The organism is Haloarcula sp. H-hyl6 (genome assembly GCF_056934455.1).
In genome coordinates this window covers 460,302-476,033 of record NZ_JBRIIK010000003.1, presented here as the reverse complement: position 1 = coordinate 476,033, position 15,732 = coordinate 460,302, and the positions used below count along the sequence as shown (strand labels likewise).

Genomic DNA, 15,732 nt, shown 5'->3' with positions numbered 1-15,732 from the left:
TCCGCGTCGAACAGTTCTCGAACGGCCGAGGCCGTCGGGTCACCGTCCAGCGCGATGGTGGCGCTGTGGAGGTGCATCAGCGTCGCCGGAACCGTGATACCTTTCGTGGTCACGTCGAGGCCGGGCAACACCGACTGCAGGTCGGGTGCGTGGTGCGAGGGGACCTCGATAGGGTCGGGGACGATGTCGTTGATGGGGCCGCGGTCGGTCTGTGTCGGGTCCCCGCCCCGGCGGACGAGGGTCGCGTCGACTGAGTCGACCCCGTAGGTCTCCAGTAGCGGCGTCAGGACTCGAGCGAGTCCCGTCGTGTTACAGGAAACGACGCGGGTGGCCTCGCTGCCGACGCTGTCCTCGTAGTTCGCGCGAGCGCAGAAACTCTGAGGCGCCACGGTGGCGTTCTCGCCACCCTGATAGACGACACCGGCGTCAGCGTCGTCGTAGAGGTCACCGTACGCCTCGCCGACGCCGGCGGGCGTCGCGTCGACGACGACGTCGCTCGCGCGGACCAGTTCCTCGACGGTACCGGCCACCGGAATGTCCCGGTCGTCGAACGCGGCGGTTCGGGATGGGTCGGCGGCGTACAGGTCGAACCCGTTCTCCGTGGCCGCGCGCGCTTCGTGGTTTGGCGAGCGCTTGCTGACGCCGACGACCTGCATGTCGGGTTGGGCCGAGACGGCGTCTGCGACCCGTTTACCGATGGTACCGTAGCCGTTCACGCCGACGGCAATCATCGTACCAATGCCCCGCCGGCGAGGTCGCGAATCGGCTCTGTGACGGGCGCGTCGATGTACGTGGGGGGCGAACAGAGCGAAGTGACGACTGCTCGCCAGTCGCGAGTCGACTGGGGTTGGTGACGGACAGACATCGTCCGTGACTTTCACCCACGGTCGGATAAACGACCCGGGCGTTCTTTCGAGCTGACGTTTGTATGATACGTTGAAAATGCCGTACACGACACGTGTCCTCCCGGCTACGCGAGCCAAATGTTCATCACCGGGTCGGTTGAAACCCACAGTGATGACCGTAGCTTGGCTCAACGCGGTAAGCGCCAGTGACGTCGACACCGTCGGCGGCAAAGCGGCGTCCCTGGGCGAACTCTCGTCGTTCGGACTGCCGATTCCGCCCGGCTTTACAGTCACTGCCGACTCGTACCGCAAGTTCATCACCGAGGCCGGTATCGCGGAGGAACTGTTCGAAGCCGTCGACGTGGACTCGGCAGACTCCCGAGCGCTGGCAGAGGCCGAACAGCGCGCCCGCGAACTCGTCCTCGAAGCCGAGTGGCCCGATGGAATGCGCGAGTCCATCCTCTCGGCGTTCGACGACCTCGGCGACGAACCCCTCGTCGCAGTGCGGTCCTCGGCCACGGCGGAGGACCTGCCCGACGCCTCCTTCGCCGGCCAACAGGAGACGTTCCTGAATATCGGACGGGAGGAACTGCTGGACCGAATCAAGGACTGTTGGGCGTCGCTGTTCACCCAGCGCGCTATCTACTATCGGGACGAACAGGGCTTCGGCCACGAACACGTGGACATCGCTGTCGTCGTCCAGCAGATGGTCGACGCCGAGAAGTCCGGCGTGATGTTCACCAGCCACCCGTCGACAGGTGCGCGGGAGATAACTGTCGAAGCGGCGTGGGGACTCGGCGAGGCCGTCGTCTCCGGCGCTGTCTCACCCGACCACTACACGTACGACCGCCAGTCCGAGTCCGTCGAGGACGTCACCGTCTCGACGAAGAAGACGATGTACGTCCGGGACGCAGAGAGCGGCCAGACCGTCGAGAAATCGGTCCCCGAGGAGCGCCGCGACGAACGGGTCCTCTCCGACGCGGAACTGGACGACCTCTACGAACTCGGCGAGATGGTCGAGGACCACTACGACCAACCACAAGATGTCGAGTGGGCGATACACGAGGGGGACATCTACCTCCTCCAGTCTCGCCCGATTACGACCATCGACGACGACGCCGAGGCGGAGTCGTCGGCAGACGACGAGGACGGGGACGGTACCTTGGCGGACGGATTAGGCGCGAGTCCCGGCACGGCCACCGGGTCGGCTCGCGTCGTCGGGACGCTCGACCAGTTGGACAAGGTCAACGAGGGCGACGTGGTGGTCACGGAGATGACGACGCCAGACATGGTGCCGGCGATGAAGCGCGCGGACGCGCTGGTCACCGACGAGGGTGGGATGACGAGTCACGCGGCCATCGTCTCCCGCGAACTCGGCGTCCCGGCAGTCATCGGGTGTGAGGACGCCACGGACGCACTGACCGACGACCAGCGAGTCACAGTCGACGGGGCTCGCGGCGTCGTCTCGGACGGCACACACGTCCCGGACAGCGACGCCGGGAGCGAGACGACGGAGAGCACCGACGGGTCCCGACAGGGGACCACGCGCAAACCCCTGACGGCGACGGACATCAAGGTGAACGTCTCCATCCCGGAGGCCGCGGAGCGTGCGGCCGCGACGGGCGCCGACGGCGTCGGTTTGCTCCGCATGGAGCACATGGTGCTCTCGACCAACGAGACGCCCGCCCACTACGTCGAGGAACACGGCGAGGAAGCGTTCGTGAACACGCTCAGCGACGCGATGCGCTCCGTCGCCGACGAGTTCTACCCTCGACCCGTGCGAGTGCGGACGCTCGACGCGCCGACCGACGAGTTCCGGCAACTGGAGGGCGGCGAGTCCGAACCCAACGAACACAACCCGATGCTCGGCTACCGCGGCGTCCGTCGGTCACTCACCGAACCGGAGACGTTCAGACTCCAGTTGCGCGCCTTCAAGAGCCTCTTCGAGATGGGCTACGACAATCTGGAGATACTGTTCCCGCTCGTGAACGACGCCGAGGACGTCCAACAGGCGAAGTCGCTGATGCGAGAGGTCGGCATCGACCCCGCGAAGCGACCGTGGGGCGTGATGGTCGAGACGCCGTCCAGCGCCCTCCAGAGCGAGGCCATCTGCGAGACTGGCGTCGACTTCGTCTCCTTCGGGACGAACGACCTCACCCAGTACACGCTGGCCGTCGACCGCAACAACGGCAACGTGGCAGAGTGGTACGACGAACTCCACCCCGCGGTGATGCAGTTGCTGACCGACACCATCGAGACGTGCCGGGAGCACGACGTGGCGACGAGCATCTGCGGGCAGGCAGCCTCGAAACCCCAGATGATACGGGAGCTCGTCGAGGCGGGCATCACGTCCATGAGCGTCAACGTCGACGCCGTCCACGACGCCCAGCGAGAGGCCAAACGGGTCGAACAGCGACTCGTCCTCGACTCGGTCCGGGAGTGAGACGTGGCCCACGCGCACGAGAGCGAGGAGCGCGTGTCGGACGCCGAGTCCGTCACCGTCGGCGAAGTCGTCGATAGGTTGCCGGTCGGCCGGTTCCAACAGCGCCTGCTCCTGACGACGGGCGTGGTCTGGGGCGCGACGGCGCTGTCGATTCTCGTCGTCTCGTTCACCATCCCGGTGTTCGAGGCGGTGTGGAACCTCTCTGCGATGGAGGCCGGGATACTCGGCAGTGCGACGCCGTTCGGGATGATTTTCGGCACCAGCCTCGGGGGTCGGTACAGCGACCGGAACGGACGGAAGCGGGCACTCGTCGTCGCCGTCGGCCTGTTCACTGGGTGTACGGCACTGACGGGGCTGGCGACCGGGTTCTACTCGGCACTGGTCTTCCGTCTGTTGACCGGTCTCGGCGTCGGGGCGACGGTCACCGTCGCCGCTTCGCACCTCTCGGAACACGTCCCGACACGACGACGGGGTCGGTACCTCGCGTACCTGGAGGGGTTCTTCGCCGTCGGGCACGTCGCCACGGTCCTGCTGTCGGCAGCGCTCCTGCCCGCTGGCCGACTCACCGCGACTGTCTTCGGCGTCGCGGCGTGGCGACTCGTCTTCGTCACCGCCGGCGCGCCGGTCGTGTTGCTCGGACTCGTCCACGCGCGCCTCGCCGAGTCGCCGTACTACCTCGCGCGGACCGGTCGACGGTCGGCCGCGAGGGCGCGTCTCGCCGACATCGCCGAACAGAACGGCGTCTCGCTCGACGTGACCGCCGACCAGTTGCGCATCGGCGACGGGAGCAGACCCTCGTTCGGCCGTCTGTTCGCCGCGGACCTGCGCGGCAGGACGGCGCTCATCTCGTCTGTCTGGGTCGGCCTGAACCTCGGCTACTACGGCGTGTTCATCTGGCTCCCGGACACGATACAGGCGGCGGGCTATCTCGGCGGCGCGTACACCTATCTCCTCGCCGTGGGCCTGTTCCAGTTGCTCGGCGTCCTCGCGGCCTCGGCCGTCGTCGACCGGTTCGGTCGGACGCGGGTCCTCGCGTCGTCGTTCGTCCTCGCCGGTCTCTCGACGGCCGTCTTCGTCGCGGCGCTCCCCAGCGTGGACTTCGGCCTCGGCGTCGGCGGCACCGCCGCGCTCCTGACGGGTCTGTTCGCCACGGGGTTCTTCATCTTCGGGTGTTTCGCCGTCGTCTTCGGTTACACGACGGAACTGTTCCCGACGAACGTCCGGTCCTCGGGCCTCGGGTTCGCGGCCGGACTCGGGAAGATAGCGGCCGTCGCGGGACCGGTGGTCGCCGGGGCACTCATCCCCTACGGCTACGCTGCCGCTCTCACCCCGTTCGCGCTGGCCCTGTTCTGTGCCGGCCTCTTCGTCGGCGTCCTCGCCCCGGAGACGATGGGGCGTGCGCTGGCGTGAGCAGGTCGCCACAAATCATACGAAGTCCGTCAGGTCGTGGTGCCCGGCCGCGAGAGGAACAAGAACCAAGCCCCCGGTGTTCGTTGATAGCTGTATGGCAACTCACGAACAAGCGGTCGTCGACGACGTTATGTCGACCCCACTGGTGACGATTTCGCCGGACGCAACGCTGGTCGAAGCGGCCAAAGAGATGCGCAACAGAGACATCAGCGCGTTGCTGGTGACGACCGCGCCCCCGTCTATCGTCACCAGCACCGACGTCCTCGACGCCGTCGCCGAGGAACGGGACACCGCCCAGCTAGACGTCGCCGACGTGATGACCGAGTCCGTCGAGACGGTGCCGCCGGACCTGCGCCTCGTCGAGACGGCGGCGATGATGGAGAACTTCGGTATCAACCACCTCCCGGTGGTCGAAGACGACTACATCGGGATGGTCTCTTCCTCGGACATCACCAACTTCCTGTCGTAGGCGTCCGACGGCCGGAACGGCACTGGTAGTGGTCCGCGACGGACCAACCTACTTGTGCGGTGCGCCAGTCCGCACCCGTATGAAGGCCACGAACCTCACCCTCCGAGGCGAGGCCGCCGACCAGTTCACCGACGCCTACGTCGAAGAGAAGGCCGATTTGGCCCGTCGGTCGCTGAACAAGCGCGGCATCCGGAACATCCACCGCTACGAAGGCGACGGGTTCACGCAAATCGCCTACGAACGCGCCGCCGCGCACGTCGACTCGTGGCTGATGGTGTCGCTCGTCGTGGAGGAAACTGACGACGACGCGGTGACGCTGGTGGTCATGGTCGGTGGCAGCGGCGAGGGGGCGTTCAAGTGGGAGGACGTGACGCTGAAACGCATCGTCGAGGGTGAGGAGTCGGTCGGACAGGCGGGGCGGTTCGCCAACGTACTCGAAGACGTCCGACGGGTGTGCGAATCGCTCGACCTCGACGTCGAGACGGAGTGGGAGTCACCGGACGACGCGGACCTCGCACAGAAACTCGTGAGCGAGATTTTCGGTCGCTGACCGTCCGTCGTTCAGAACCGCTCGGCCGCGGCCTCGAACTCCTCGCGCGTGTTCAGGTTATCGAAGGTCTCTAGCGACGTCTCACGCAGTATCGCCTCCCGTTCGACGACCACGTAATCGAGGTCGAAGATGGCCTCCACGATTCTGTGCTCGCCCCGTGCCAACGCCGCTTCACAGGCTTCGACCATCGGGTCGGACCGATAGACGGCCTGCGTCGTCTGGAACCACTCGTCGGGTCGGGGCACCGCCGCGTCGTGACCCGATGCCCGGTCGAAGAGGAACTCGACGAAATCGGGGTTGACGAACGGCATGTCGCAGGCGACGACCGCCGCGTACTCGCCCTCGGTCGCTCTGAGGCCGCGCGCGATGCCGGCCATCGGCCCCTCGTCGGGCGTCTCGTCGGGGGCGAAGGTCGGCCGGAGTTCCGCGCCCGCAATCGCGCGCTCGATGGCGTCAATCTGTTCGCGCCGACAGTTGACGACCAGTTCGTCTACGACCGGCGCGATTCGGTCCACTACCCGTCGTATCATCGGCGTCCCGCCGAGGTCGGCGACGGCCTTGTCGCTGTCTCCGAACCGCGTGGACCGGCCCCCGGCGATGACGACGCCTGCGTGCATGGGTGTCGGTTCACGGTTCGGACGCAAGAAGCTTGCTTCGGAGGTGCCCGTTCCCCTATTGGGGGCCGAATTCCACGAGCGTTTCGTCGGCCGATTCGAGCGTCTGACACGCCCCTCACCAGCCCGCGTAGAAGTCCGGGAGGGCGGCGGCGGAAGTCTCGACGGGTTCGTCGGGTCGCTCTGTCAGCTGATGGCCACTGCTTCGCCCGGACCGGCGGCCGCAGTATCGGTTGCCATTACATTCAGTTAGAACCAGTCGGGCTGAACATCCTTCCGGCCTAAAGACCGTAGTACTGCACCCGCTCAGCGTACGAGCACGGCGGTGGAATTGCACAGATGAAACAATAATCCGGAGATAGGTTCCGGACGAGAACGACTCTGAAAGCCGGTTAGAATGGCTATCAGTCGATTTTAGCCTTCTACTTGAGTAGGCGCGTCCGCCTGCTCGTCGTACTTCGTCTCGAACTCCTGGATGAGTTGGCCCATCTTGGCGTACCAGTCGTTGAGCAGTCGCTGCATGTCTCCCGCAATCTTCGATGGGTCTGTCGGCGAGTAGACGTGGTAGTACCCCCCTTGGTCGTAGTTGATTTGCTCCTTCTGGATGAATCCAGTCTGCAACAGTCGTTGAATGGCGCGATAGGCCGTCGAGCGTTCCCGGTCGACGGCGTCGGCTATCTCGTCCACAGTCAACGGTTCCTCGGCGGAGACGAGCGCCTGAAAGCACTCTCTGTCTAGTTGCTTGAGTCCGTGGAAACACTCCAAGAGCCCCTCACACTCCATGTCCTGTTGGAGTTGTTCGGACATCGAATCTGGCATCGTTATTAGCGTTCATAGACGCCCGGCCGTTAAAAGACTTGTGTAAGAATTGCACAATCGCGTCTGAGACCAATCTGCACTCGGCGTTTAGCGGCCTGAGCCCACAGCAACAGGGCCAGCCCGTTGACGGGACGTCCTGTGGTGCGGGACGTCGGTTCTCGCTCCGTGCGGACTCACTGAGTGGATATCCCCCGCGGGGGGCGAGCTGAGCGATTGCGGCGGAAGACGAGGTACCCGGTCACCGCCCCTGTGAGAATACCGATGGGGAGTCCTACCAGTAACATCGCCGACGCGATACCGACCGCCTGCGTCGAGACGACGACCGTTGCGAGACCGCCGCCGACGACGAACCCAGCGATAGCCCCACCCGTGGTCCATAGCTGTCGTCGGGTGTTCTCTGAAGCTTCGCCGGTCTCGGTGCGCTCTTCCCTGTAGGTGAGGCCCAGATACGTGAGCGGCACTGCGGCCACCCCTGCCACCAGTCCAGCGGGTAGCCCCAGTAGTGCAGACGGCCAGACGTAGGGGTCGAGCGCCGCTGTCACCCCAGCCCCGACCACGAGGAACGAGCCCACGCCGGCGAGAAGGCTGGCCATCGCTTTGGCGAATCTGTCCATACTGAGAGTACAGCCGCCGAGAGGATGACTGTGTCGACTATTCTCGTCTCGAGAGAATTCGATCCCCGGACTCGATTATCTGTCTGCATCGATCGGATACTGTGGACAAATACGGTCGCAAAGCGAGAACTTTCGAACGTATATCGGTGTGTGCTTTTTAATTTGTGGAGAAATGAGTGGGAAATGGGAATTCTCGCGGTGAATCGAAGGGTGACGGTTTCAATTCTGTTGTACCACCGCTGTTAGCGGTGACGCTGGGTCTAAAGGTACGTCTAGGCGCTCTTTCTCGGGAACTCTACGGAGCTCTTTCACTCGTCTCGTCGACACCCAGTAACCGCTTGGCGTGGGCCGCCCACTGTCGTACCACCCGGGTACTCGTTTGGGCGACCTCTGCGAGAGCGGCCTCGTCAGTGAGGATAAGTGCCGTAACAGAGTCGACACCGGCCGCTCGTAATCGACCGGCGTACGTCGGGCCGATGCCCTCGACGTCTTCGAGGTCGTAGGACGTCGCGACGTCGAGAGCGTCGACCGCTTCGTCTATCTCCGTACGAATCGCTGCTCCGACGTGGTCGATTACCGTCGTCGTGAGGCCGTCGTCGTGTCCGACGACGACGGCGATGCCGGCCTCACCCACTTCGAGCCCTATCTCCACCCCGAGAGTCTCCTCGAGGAACTGTTCGATGCTGTGGGCGTCACGGCGGACGATTGCTCGGGCTATCTCACCATCGTCGTCGGCGACGGCTATCTCGATGTCCTGTACGTCACCGACCGTGACGACCGTCTCGACGTCGACACCCAGCGCGCGTTCGATGCCCTCACCGATGACGTCTGCTAACGCTGGCCGTTCCTGCTGTTCGAGGAACCACTCCGCGACCTCGGGCCAGACGTCCCGGTGGGAGGCCGTCGACATCGCGAGTCCGACGTGACCGGTCGGATACTCGATGGTCGTCACCTCGTCGCTCCCGATGACGTCGTTGAACGGCTTACTCGCGTCCGGCGGGACGAGATGGTCGTACATGCCGAGAATCTGGAGGACTGGCATGTCGATGTTCCGCACGTCGGCGTGTTCCCCGCCGACGAAGAGGTCGTTCTCGTAGAGCCGGTTCTTCTGGTAAATCTCCTCGACGAACTCGGCGTACACTGTCCCGGCGACGTCGACGCTGTCGGAGAGCCACCGCTCCATCCGAGCGAAGTTCTTCACGTAGTCCTCGTTGTCGGCGCGTTCGGCGAGTTCGACGTACTTCGAGACGTAGTTCGCCACCGGGTCCATGAGTGCGAATCCGACGTCCAGAAACTCACCGGGAACGTTTCCAAACGCATCAGTGACCGCACGGGGGTCGTAGTGGTCCTCGTCTCCCCACCGTTCGAGGACGCCGCCAGTGTCGTCGAAGTACAGACCAGTCGCCAGCAGTCCCAGCGAGTTGACTTTTTGGGGGTAGAGTGCCGCGTACATCGCCGAAAGCGTCCCTCCCATGCAGTAGCCGAGAACGTTGACCGACTCCCGCCCACTCCGGTCGCGAACGACGTCGACGCAGTTATCCATGTATCGGGTGACGTAATCAGTCAATCCGAGGTGGGAGTCGAGCCGAGATGGCTCACCCCAGTCGATGAGGTACACGTCGTGACCGGCCTCGAGGAGACGCCGAACGACCGACCGGTCTGGCTGCAGGTCGAGGATGAACGGCCTGTTTATCAGCGCGTAGACGACGAGTATCGGCACCTCGTGTTGCGTCTCGGTCAGCGCGTGGTATTGATGCAGTTCGAGTTTGTTCTCGGTATAGACCACGTCGCTCGGAGTCTGACCGACCGTCACGGACGCCGTATCTCTCGCTCGCTCGACAGCGATACCTGACAGTCGAACGCTGTCAGCCACCCGTTCGGTGCTCGTCACACCTGCGTCTAACAGTCTTTCGAGGTGACTCACGAACAGCCCTCGTTCCTCACCCGGCATTGTGACGTTTCGATACGCGCTCTTCGTGCATTGAGTCTGCCGCCATCGGTTCTGACACCACGTATCCCATTCGGCCGTCACTCTGATAGCTTTCCGGGTCGCTGGCCGACGATAGCCGGTCCACAACTGGTCACTCCGGTACACCTGGAATACTGCCATCGACCGAATCCAGGTGTGGTGATTTCGATAGAGCGAGAGGGCGTCGAAGACCAGTGTCGCAGACGGAAACGCTCACGTTACAACCCACTTACCATCGAGAGGATGCAGTTCGCTCCGTGTAACAAAGGTACTATTGTGAGGTGGGCCCGAGTGCGGCGATATTCGGTGCCCGTTTCCGTCGAGAACTGCACGGCTCACGCATCGTCACCGGACGAGACACGACAGTATCCCGTGACCCTATAAATAGCCTACCGGAACCTCCTCCGTAGCGGGTTCCCGTCCGGCCAAGTTCGTGACCGGTGTCCATCCCCCCACGTAGCACCTCCTTCTGGGGTAAGTGTGATGTAACGAGCGGTGCCACCCTAACTCCCGGCGTCCGTTTCGTTGTTCCCCGTCCGATGGGGTCCGATTCCCATCTGCAAGGACCACCGGTATCGTTAACAACGCGCTCGTGTTAGCAAGAGTACAGATGGGCGTCAGAATCGTGAACGGCGCGAGCACGAAGTACGACAAACGACCAGACTCGTCGTCGCGAGAACTCTTCAGTGAGGCCGCCGCGGCGGCGTTCGACGAGACGGCGCTCGAACCGACCGATGTCGATTCCGTCGTCGTCGGGAACTTCATGGGTGACCTCATCGAGGACCAAGGGCACATGGGTCCCCTCCTCGCGGACCACGCCGGCGCGCGCCACGCCGCGTCGGTCCGTATCGAGAGCGCCTGTGCCTCCGGCGGTGCGACGTTCCGGCACGCGGTGCAGGCGATAGAGTCCGGTGCCGCCGACGTCGCCTTGGCAGGGGGCGTCGAACAGATGTCCGTCGCGGACATCGAACACGTCACCGATGCACTCGCCAACGCCGCCGACGACGTCTACGAGAACGAACAGGGGCTCACCTTCCCCGGCATCTACGCGCTCATGGCGCGGCGATACATGCACGAGTTCGACGTGAGCCGAACCGACCTCGCCGCCGTGTCGGTCAAGAATCACAGCAACGCCGTCGACAACCCACTCGCACAGTTCCAGCGCGAACTGACCGAAGAGGAGGTGTTGGAGTCCAAGGAAATCGCGACTCCTCTCGCACTCTACGACGCGTGTCCGGTGTCCGACGGTGCGAGTGTCCTCATCCTCGCCAGCGAGGCCTACGCCTCGGACCACGAGTTGGACACGTCGGCTACCGTCATGGGGACCGGCCAATCGAGCGACGCGGTGGCCCTACAGGACCGAGCGGCTATCAGCAGGACGCCTGCGGCGGAGCGTGCGGCCCGAGCGGCGTACGAGGACGCCGGAATCGGGCCCGAAGACGTCGACGTGGCCGAAGTGCACGACTGCTTCACCATCGCGGAGATACTCGCGCTCGAGGCGCTCTCGTTCTACGAGCGCGGAACGGGGGCACGTGGGGCCGTGAGCGGCGAGACGGCCGTCGACGGGTCGATTCCCGTCAACACCTCCGGCGGACTGCTCGGGAAGGGCCACCCGGTCGGCGTGACCGGCATCGGCCAACTCGTCGAGTTGACGAAGCAACTCGAGGGTAACCACCCGAATCAGGTCCCGGACGCTGACGTGGCACTTGCCCACAACGTGGGTGGTAGCGGCGCCAGTGCCACGGTGACCGTCCTCGGAGGTGTCTAACGATGCCCGAGTGGTTCGCCCGATTTACTGACGCCATCGAGTCGGACGACCAGACGTTTCTGACTTGTGAACGGTGTTCGTACGCGACGCTCCCACCGCGGGACGTCTGCCCGGAGTGCGGCTGGCCGGACCTGAAGCGAGGCCCCCTCTCCGGGCGCGGTACCGTCGTTTCCTTCACCGAAATATCGGTCACCACGCCGAAGTTCCACGACGAGACGCCGTACACCGCCGTACTCGTCGAACTTGACGAGGGAGTTACGCTGACCGGCCAACTACGTGGCGCCGAGGCCGACGAGATAGACATCGGTGACCCTGTCCTCCTCGGGACGGAGTCCCGAGATGGGGACGTGGACCTGCTTACGTTCCGCCCCGCCGATAGCTGAGGGGGTGCTAGAGCAGAGCGTTCAGGACCGGTCTTCGAGCGCCGCTTTCACAGCGAAGACAGGTACGTCGCTGAGCCGAACAACCCGCTCGGTGACGCTGCCCAAGACGTAGCGGTCGAACCCGGTCCGACCGTGCGTCCCCATCACGATGCAGTCGACGTCTTTCTCGGCCGCGTAGTCGGTTATCGCGCGGTGTGGGCGGCCACTCGCAACCGACGCTTCGACGCTCGTGACTCCCGCCCTGTCGGCACGGTCGATGGTCTCTCGAATCGTTCGTTCACCCGCTTCTTCGAGCGCCTCCATGACTTTCCCCACGGCGACTCCGCCGGGAACGATACCGGTGTCGACTACGTGGACGACGTGGAGGGTCCCACCAGTCGCCGAGGCGAGGTCGGTAGCGTGGTCGACGGCCGCCGTCGCGCTCTCACTGCCGTCGGTGGGAACCAGTATCGAGTCCATTTCGGGGTCTAGCACCGCCTCCTCGTGTACCGTCAACACGGGAATGGGTGACTCACGAAGCGTCAACTCGGCGACGCTTCCGAGGACGAACCGGTCCAGACCGGTCCGTCCGTACGTCCCCATCACGACGCAGTCGACGTCGTGCTTTCCGGCGTAGTTGAGGATGTCCACGTGTGTCCCGCCGCTGTCGTCGATGACCTTTGCGGTGGCTTCGACTCCGGCCTCCGCCGCCATCTCGACGACTCTCGTGGTTGCTTCCTCGCCCTCGTGCGCTCGGTCACCGGCCCCCTCGTCGATGATTCCTGGCGGGAGTTCGTACGGTTCGACAACGTGGACGACGTGCAGGTCCGAATCGAACCGCTCCGCGAGGGCTATCGCTGCGTCCGCTGCGGCGTCGGCGACGTCGCTCCCATCTGTCGACACGAGGATTCGGTCGAACATGATGTCTCTATCCGAGGATACGTCACCGACGGCGTAAATCATTGTGACCAATTCTCGTGGGACGAGAATCGCACGCCGGGGCCTGCCACAGGTGTCGGTCGCCCTCCAGTGGTCTACTGGCCTACCGTGTTCGAGGAGTGATACACCGTACGAACGCGCCGACTCACGAACATTTCCGATGGAGACGCTACCACGGGTCTGATGCGGTAGGTCAGCGGGACGTCACATCGACCTCTACCCGGTCTCAGCATCTCGGACAGACGCGATACAGTTTGTACATACCCCGGCCTCACGGACGAAGTGGGTGGGGCAGACGAACGCTCCGCATCGCACACAGCGGTATTCGGCGGGTGCGGACTCGCAAATCTGACACAGACCACTGACGCTCATGAGCGGTCGCGCGGACCGTCTGACCGGCGGTGCTGGCTGTCGACCATCGAAACGAGGCGCTGTGTTCGCATGCTAGCCGCCAGTACTCTTTCGAGGGTAGAATAGATATCCAATTCCCGGGCCGTAGTAAGTGGGGGAACAGTATTTCACACTCGATGACATATGTCTGAGTGGCCATGCCAGTCAAGAACCTCGCAGTCGAGGCTGTGACGGCTAGCAGAGATACCACAGTAATGAACCTCGCACAGACCATGCGAGACGAGGAACTCGGCGACCTCGTCGTCGTCGAGGACGACAAGCCGGTCGGTATCGTCACCGACCGTGACATCGCGATGGCGGTGGCCGACGACGGCGACGTCTCGACGCTCACCGCGGACGACGTGATGACGCCCGACCCGGTGACGATTCACGAAGACGCTACCGCGGTCGAACTGCCCGAGACGATGGCGGAGGGCCTCGTGCGTCGCATCCCCGTCGTCGACGACAATGGGAACCTCACCGGTATTGCGACCCTCGACGACGTCGTCGCCACCACCGGTGAGATGCTGAAAGACGTCGCCACGGTTATCGAGGGACAGTCCCGCGAGTACACTCCAGAGTGAGGGGTCCAGGGTACCACGATAGATTCGAAACGAGTGGCGGCGGACCACTCACCGCCACCGTGTCGGCGTGTTCTACGGCTATTCGAGGGTTCACACGGGGATGACCGGGACGTCGGCGGCGCGGACGACGCGGTCGGTAACTGACCCCATGTGAGGAGCCTCGATTCCCGCCGCACCGCGCTTGCCCATGACGATGACGTCGACGTCGTTGTCCGCCGCGTATTCGAGAATCACTTCGTGGGGGAGACCTCGGAGAACCGAGGTGCTCGAATCGACGCCACGTTCGGTGGCCTCCTCGACGACGTCCTCGACGAGGTCCTCGGCCTCGTCTGCGATTTCTTCGAGGAACGCCTCGTAACTGCTCAAGGCTGGCGTGACGCCGTACACGCTTTCGTCGACGACGAACACCACGTGCAGGTGAGCGCCGTGTTCCTCGGCGAGGTCTATCCCGTATTCGACACCCCGGTCGGCCTGTTCGCTACCGTCTGTGGGGACGAGTATGTTTTCGTACACGTTCCTCTATTCGGGCCCCAGTTTAATGAGTAGTCTGGCGGTTCTCACGTCCCGGTAGCCAGTACTCCCGTCACGATGCGGTCCCAGCCCCACCGGACGACCGCCAATCAGGAGTAGACCGAAACTTACTACAGGCCCGATAGGGCCGGCTAAGATTCCAACGAGGGCGATACGTCGCCACGGTCTCGTGAAACCCTCGGCAGGTGACGGGTTTCAGAACCCGGATTGAATACCGTGGAACGCATTCGTGCATCGAGCGTTGGTTTGTCCAGAGTCTGCCGCGAGATAGGTAGTTGCCGCGGCCAGATAAGACCGAGTTACCATCGCTAGCTAGCTAATTACGATGCTCGCTGCCGAACCATCCAGATTCGAACTATGTCTCGAGCCACAGCAGACATCGAATCCATCGTCCAAACGTACATGACTATCTGGAACGAACGGGACTACGACGACATCTCGGATATCGTCGCCGAAGACTTCACGATGGTCGACCCGGCAGCGCCCGGGGGTGAGGTCCACGGCCACGATGGGCTGGAGTCGTTCATCCGGTCCGTCGTTGGTGGATTCTCGGACTTCCACGTGGAAGTGGTGGATATGCTCGCCAGCGATGACACAGTAATGTCGGAAAACAAGTACCACATGACACACGATGGGGAGTTCAACGGCATTCCCGCCACGAACAACACGGCCGAGTTCATGGGGATGGGGAAGATTCGCGTCGTGGATGGCAAAATCCAAGAACATCACGTATATTTCGACCAACAGGGGATTCTAGAACAACTGGGCGTCATAGAGCCGGCGGAGTGACTCGGTAGCGACACTACACTCCATCTCCCGGTGATTCGTAGTACCCGGGGTGACCCTATTAGCGAGTGTGGCACGCTATCGTTCGGTGCAGTCCCGAAGGAGGGACAAGGAGTTCTTCGAACGATATACGAGAGAATCAAAGCGCACGATTTCCACTTGCCCGGATGGCTCGAAGACGAGTTCTACTTCCAGCACCGTCAAACCGATACAGGACGTAGCGTCACTATGCACGGTCGTCCACTCGATGGTCGCTGGAGGCTTGTCGCCTTCAGTACGGTCGCGCTCTTCTTAGCGGGCATCGTGCCGTCGCCGCTCGAACGTCGTGCCCGCTGGGAACGAGTGGGGCCGGACAAGTTCCTGCATTTCGTCGGCCACGCCGGGTACGCCGTGGCGCTGGCCGAAGCCTTCGGTGACGGCCGACGTACCGCGGAGGAAGCCGCCACCCTCGCGGTGTGTCTCTCGACTGCGCACAGTGTGGTGACCGGGGGTGTCCAAGAACGGGTGCCGGGGCGCGCCTTCGAAGTCGCAGACGTCGTCGCCGGCTTGCTCGGAGCGTCCCTCGCTGTGCTGGGCTGGTACGCAACGAACGGCACACCGAGACGAGACCCGTAATACAGGGTGCGTACTTTTCCCCGG

General features: G+C 63.7%; 16 protein-coding genes. 9 read left to right on the top strand and 7 right to left on the bottom strand.

The window, feature by feature from the left end; translation table 11 throughout:
- On the bottom strand, positions 1-731 hold a 731-nt coding region (locus Hhyl6_RS20715), incomplete at its 3' end, for a type II glyceraldehyde-3-phosphate dehydrogenase (protein WP_483741153.1).
- 286 nt (positions 732-1,017) lie between these two features.
- Here Hhyl6_RS20715 and ppsA point away from each other — a divergent pair.
- From ppsA to Hhyl6_RS20695, 4 genes are all read left to right on the top strand, one after another.
- The gene (ppsA, locus tag Hhyl6_RS20710; RefSeq protein WP_483741152.1) at positions 1,018-3,288 is read left to right on the top strand and encodes a phosphoenolpyruvate synthase; all 2,271 of its coding nucleotides are present in this window, start codon (positions 1,018-1,020) and stop codon (positions 3,286-3,288) included.
- Positions 3,289-3,291: 3 nt separating this feature from the next.
- Complete coding sequence (locus Hhyl6_RS20705) at positions 3,292-4,698, top strand: MFS transporter (RefSeq protein WP_483741151.1); 1,407 nt, start codon at positions 3,292-3,294, stop codon at positions 4,696-4,698.
- A gap of 94 nt (positions 4,699-4,792) precedes the next feature.
- Positions 4,793-5,167 (top strand): CBS domain-containing protein, encoded by a 375-nt coding sequence (locus Hhyl6_RS20700; protein ID WP_483741150.1) that lies wholly within the window; start codon positions 4,793-4,795, stop codon positions 5,165-5,167.
- 79 nt (positions 5,168-5,246) lie between these two features.
- Positions 5,247-5,717, top strand: coding sequence for a hypothetical protein (locus Hhyl6_RS20695; RefSeq protein WP_483741149.1), 471 nt, complete (start codon positions 5,247-5,249; stop codon positions 5,715-5,717).
- 11 nt (positions 5,718-5,728) lie between these two features.
- Here the strand turns inward: Hhyl6_RS20695 and Hhyl6_RS20690 are convergent, their stop codons facing one another.
- From Hhyl6_RS20690 to Hhyl6_RS20675, 4 genes are all read right to left on the bottom strand, one after another.
- Complete coding sequence (locus tag Hhyl6_RS20690) at positions 5,729-6,334, bottom strand: molybdenum cofactor guanylyltransferase (protein WP_483741148.1); 606 nt, start codon at positions 6,332-6,334, stop codon at positions 5,729-5,731.
- A 411-nt stretch (positions 6,335-6,745) separates the two neighbouring features.
- On the bottom strand, positions 6,746-7,150 hold the full coding sequence (locus Hhyl6_RS20685; RefSeq protein ID WP_483741147.1) for a helix-turn-helix domain-containing protein: 405 nt from the start codon (positions 7,148-7,150) through the stop codon (positions 6,746-6,748).
- Between the two features lie 173 nt (positions 7,151-7,323).
- Entirely contained in the window at positions 7,324-7,764 is a 441-nt protein-coding gene (locus Hhyl6_RS20680) for a DUF8147 domain-containing protein (RefSeq protein ID WP_483741146.1), read from the bottom strand.
- Positions 7,765-8,059: 295 nt separating this feature from the next.
- The gene (locus Hhyl6_RS20675; RefSeq protein ID WP_483741145.1) at positions 8,060-9,688 is read right to left on the bottom strand and encodes a PHA/PHB synthase family protein; all 1,629 of its coding nucleotides are present in this window, start codon (positions 9,686-9,688) and stop codon (positions 8,060-8,062) included.
- Positions 9,689-10,343: 655 nt separating this feature from the next.
- Here Hhyl6_RS20675 and Hhyl6_RS20670 point away from each other — a divergent pair.
- Complete coding sequence (locus tag Hhyl6_RS20670) at positions 10,344-11,501, top strand: thiolase domain-containing protein (RefSeq protein ID WP_483741144.1); 1,158 nt, start codon at positions 10,344-10,346, stop codon at positions 11,499-11,501.
- A 2-nt stretch (positions 11,502-11,503) separates the two neighbouring features.
- Positions 11,504-11,884 carry a Zn-ribbon domain-containing OB-fold protein gene (locus Hhyl6_RS20665; RefSeq protein WP_483741143.1) on the top strand — a complete coding sequence of 127 codons (381 nt, stop codon included), beginning with the start codon at positions 11,504-11,506 and terminating at the stop codon, positions 11,882-11,884.
- 21 nt (positions 11,885-11,905) lie between these two features.
- Here Hhyl6_RS20665 and Hhyl6_RS20660 read toward each other — a convergent pair whose 3' ends face one another.
- Positions 11,906-12,826: a universal stress protein gene (locus tag Hhyl6_RS20660; RefSeq protein WP_483741142.1), complete on the bottom strand. Its 921-nt coding sequence runs from the start codon at positions 12,824-12,826 to the stop codon at positions 11,906-11,908.
- Between the two features lie 524 nt (positions 12,827-13,350).
- On the opposite strand from Hhyl6_RS20660, the gene Hhyl6_RS20655 reads away from it, so the two are divergent.
- The gene (locus Hhyl6_RS20655) at positions 13,351-13,776 is read left to right on the top strand and encodes a CBS domain-containing protein (RefSeq protein WP_483741141.1); all 426 of its coding nucleotides are present in this window, start codon (positions 13,351-13,353) and stop codon (positions 13,774-13,776) included.
- Between the two features lie 90 nt (positions 13,777-13,866).
- Here the strand turns inward: Hhyl6_RS20655 and Hhyl6_RS20650 are convergent, their stop codons facing one another.
- Positions 13,867-14,289, bottom strand: coding sequence for a universal stress protein (locus Hhyl6_RS20650; RefSeq protein WP_483741140.1), 423 nt, complete (start codon positions 14,287-14,289; stop codon positions 13,867-13,869).
- Between the two features lie 375 nt (positions 14,290-14,664).
- Here Hhyl6_RS20650 and Hhyl6_RS20645 point away from each other — a divergent pair, with 375 nt between their 5' ends.
- Together Hhyl6_RS20645 and Hhyl6_RS20640 are read left to right on the top strand one after the other, a co-directional pair.
- A complete protein-coding gene (locus Hhyl6_RS20645; protein WP_483741139.1) occupies positions 14,665-15,096 on the top strand; it encodes an ester cyclase in 432 nt (143 codons plus the stop codon).
- 225 nt (positions 15,097-15,321) lie between these two features.
- Positions 15,322-15,708 carry a VanZ family protein gene (locus tag Hhyl6_RS20640; protein WP_483741138.1) on the top strand — a complete coding sequence of 129 codons (387 nt, stop codon included), beginning with the start codon at positions 15,322-15,324 and terminating at the stop codon, positions 15,706-15,708.
- Positions 15,709-15,732: the final 24 nt, after the last annotated feature.

What these genes read in the sequence shown, in the direction of transcription:
- Hhyl6_RS20680 (WP_483741146.1), bottom strand. Translation starts at nt 7,764, where the DNA reads ATGGACAGATTCGCCAAAGCGATGGCCAGCCTTCTCGCCGGCGTGGGC.
- ppsA (WP_483741152.1), top strand. Translation starts at nt 1,018, where the DNA reads ATGACCGTAGCTTGGCTCAACGCGGTAAGCGCCAGTGACGTCGACACC.
- Hhyl6_RS20640 (WP_483741138.1), top strand. Translation starts at nt 15,322, where the DNA reads ATGCACGGTCGTCCACTCGATGGTCGCTGGAGGCTTGTCGCCTTCAGT.
- Hhyl6_RS20685 (WP_483741147.1), bottom strand. Translation starts at nt 7,150, where the DNA reads ATGCCAGATTCGATGTCCGAACAACTCCAACAGGACATGGAGTGTGAG.
- Hhyl6_RS20690 (WP_483741148.1), bottom strand. Translation starts at nt 6,334, where the DNA reads ATGCACGCAGGCGTCGTCATCGCCGGGGGCCGGTCCACGCGGTTCGGA.
- Hhyl6_RS20670 (WP_483741144.1), top strand. Translation starts at nt 10,344, where the DNA reads ATGGGCGTCAGAATCGTGAACGGCGCGAGCACGAAGTACGACAAACGA.
- Hhyl6_RS20645 (WP_483741139.1), top strand. Translation starts at nt 14,665, where the DNA reads ATGTCTCGAGCCACAGCAGACATCGAATCCATCGTCCAAACGTACATG.
- Hhyl6_RS20655 (WP_483741141.1), top strand. Translation starts at nt 13,351, where the DNA reads ATGCCAGTCAAGAACCTCGCAGTCGAGGCTGTGACGGCTAGCAGAGAT.
- Hhyl6_RS20665 (WP_483741143.1), top strand. Translation starts at nt 11,504, where the DNA reads ATGCCCGAGTGGTTCGCCCGATTTACTGACGCCATCGAGTCGGACGAC.
- Hhyl6_RS20695 (WP_483741149.1), top strand. Translation starts at nt 5,247, where the DNA reads ATGAAGGCCACGAACCTCACCCTCCGAGGCGAGGCCGCCGACCAGTTC.
- Hhyl6_RS20660 (WP_483741142.1), bottom strand. Translation starts at nt 12,826, where the DNA reads ATGATTTACGCCGTCGGTGACGTATCCTCGGATAGAGACATCATGTTC.
- Hhyl6_RS20700 (WP_483741150.1), top strand. Translation starts at nt 4,793, where the DNA reads ATGGCAACTCACGAACAAGCGGTCGTCGACGACGTTATGTCGACCCCA.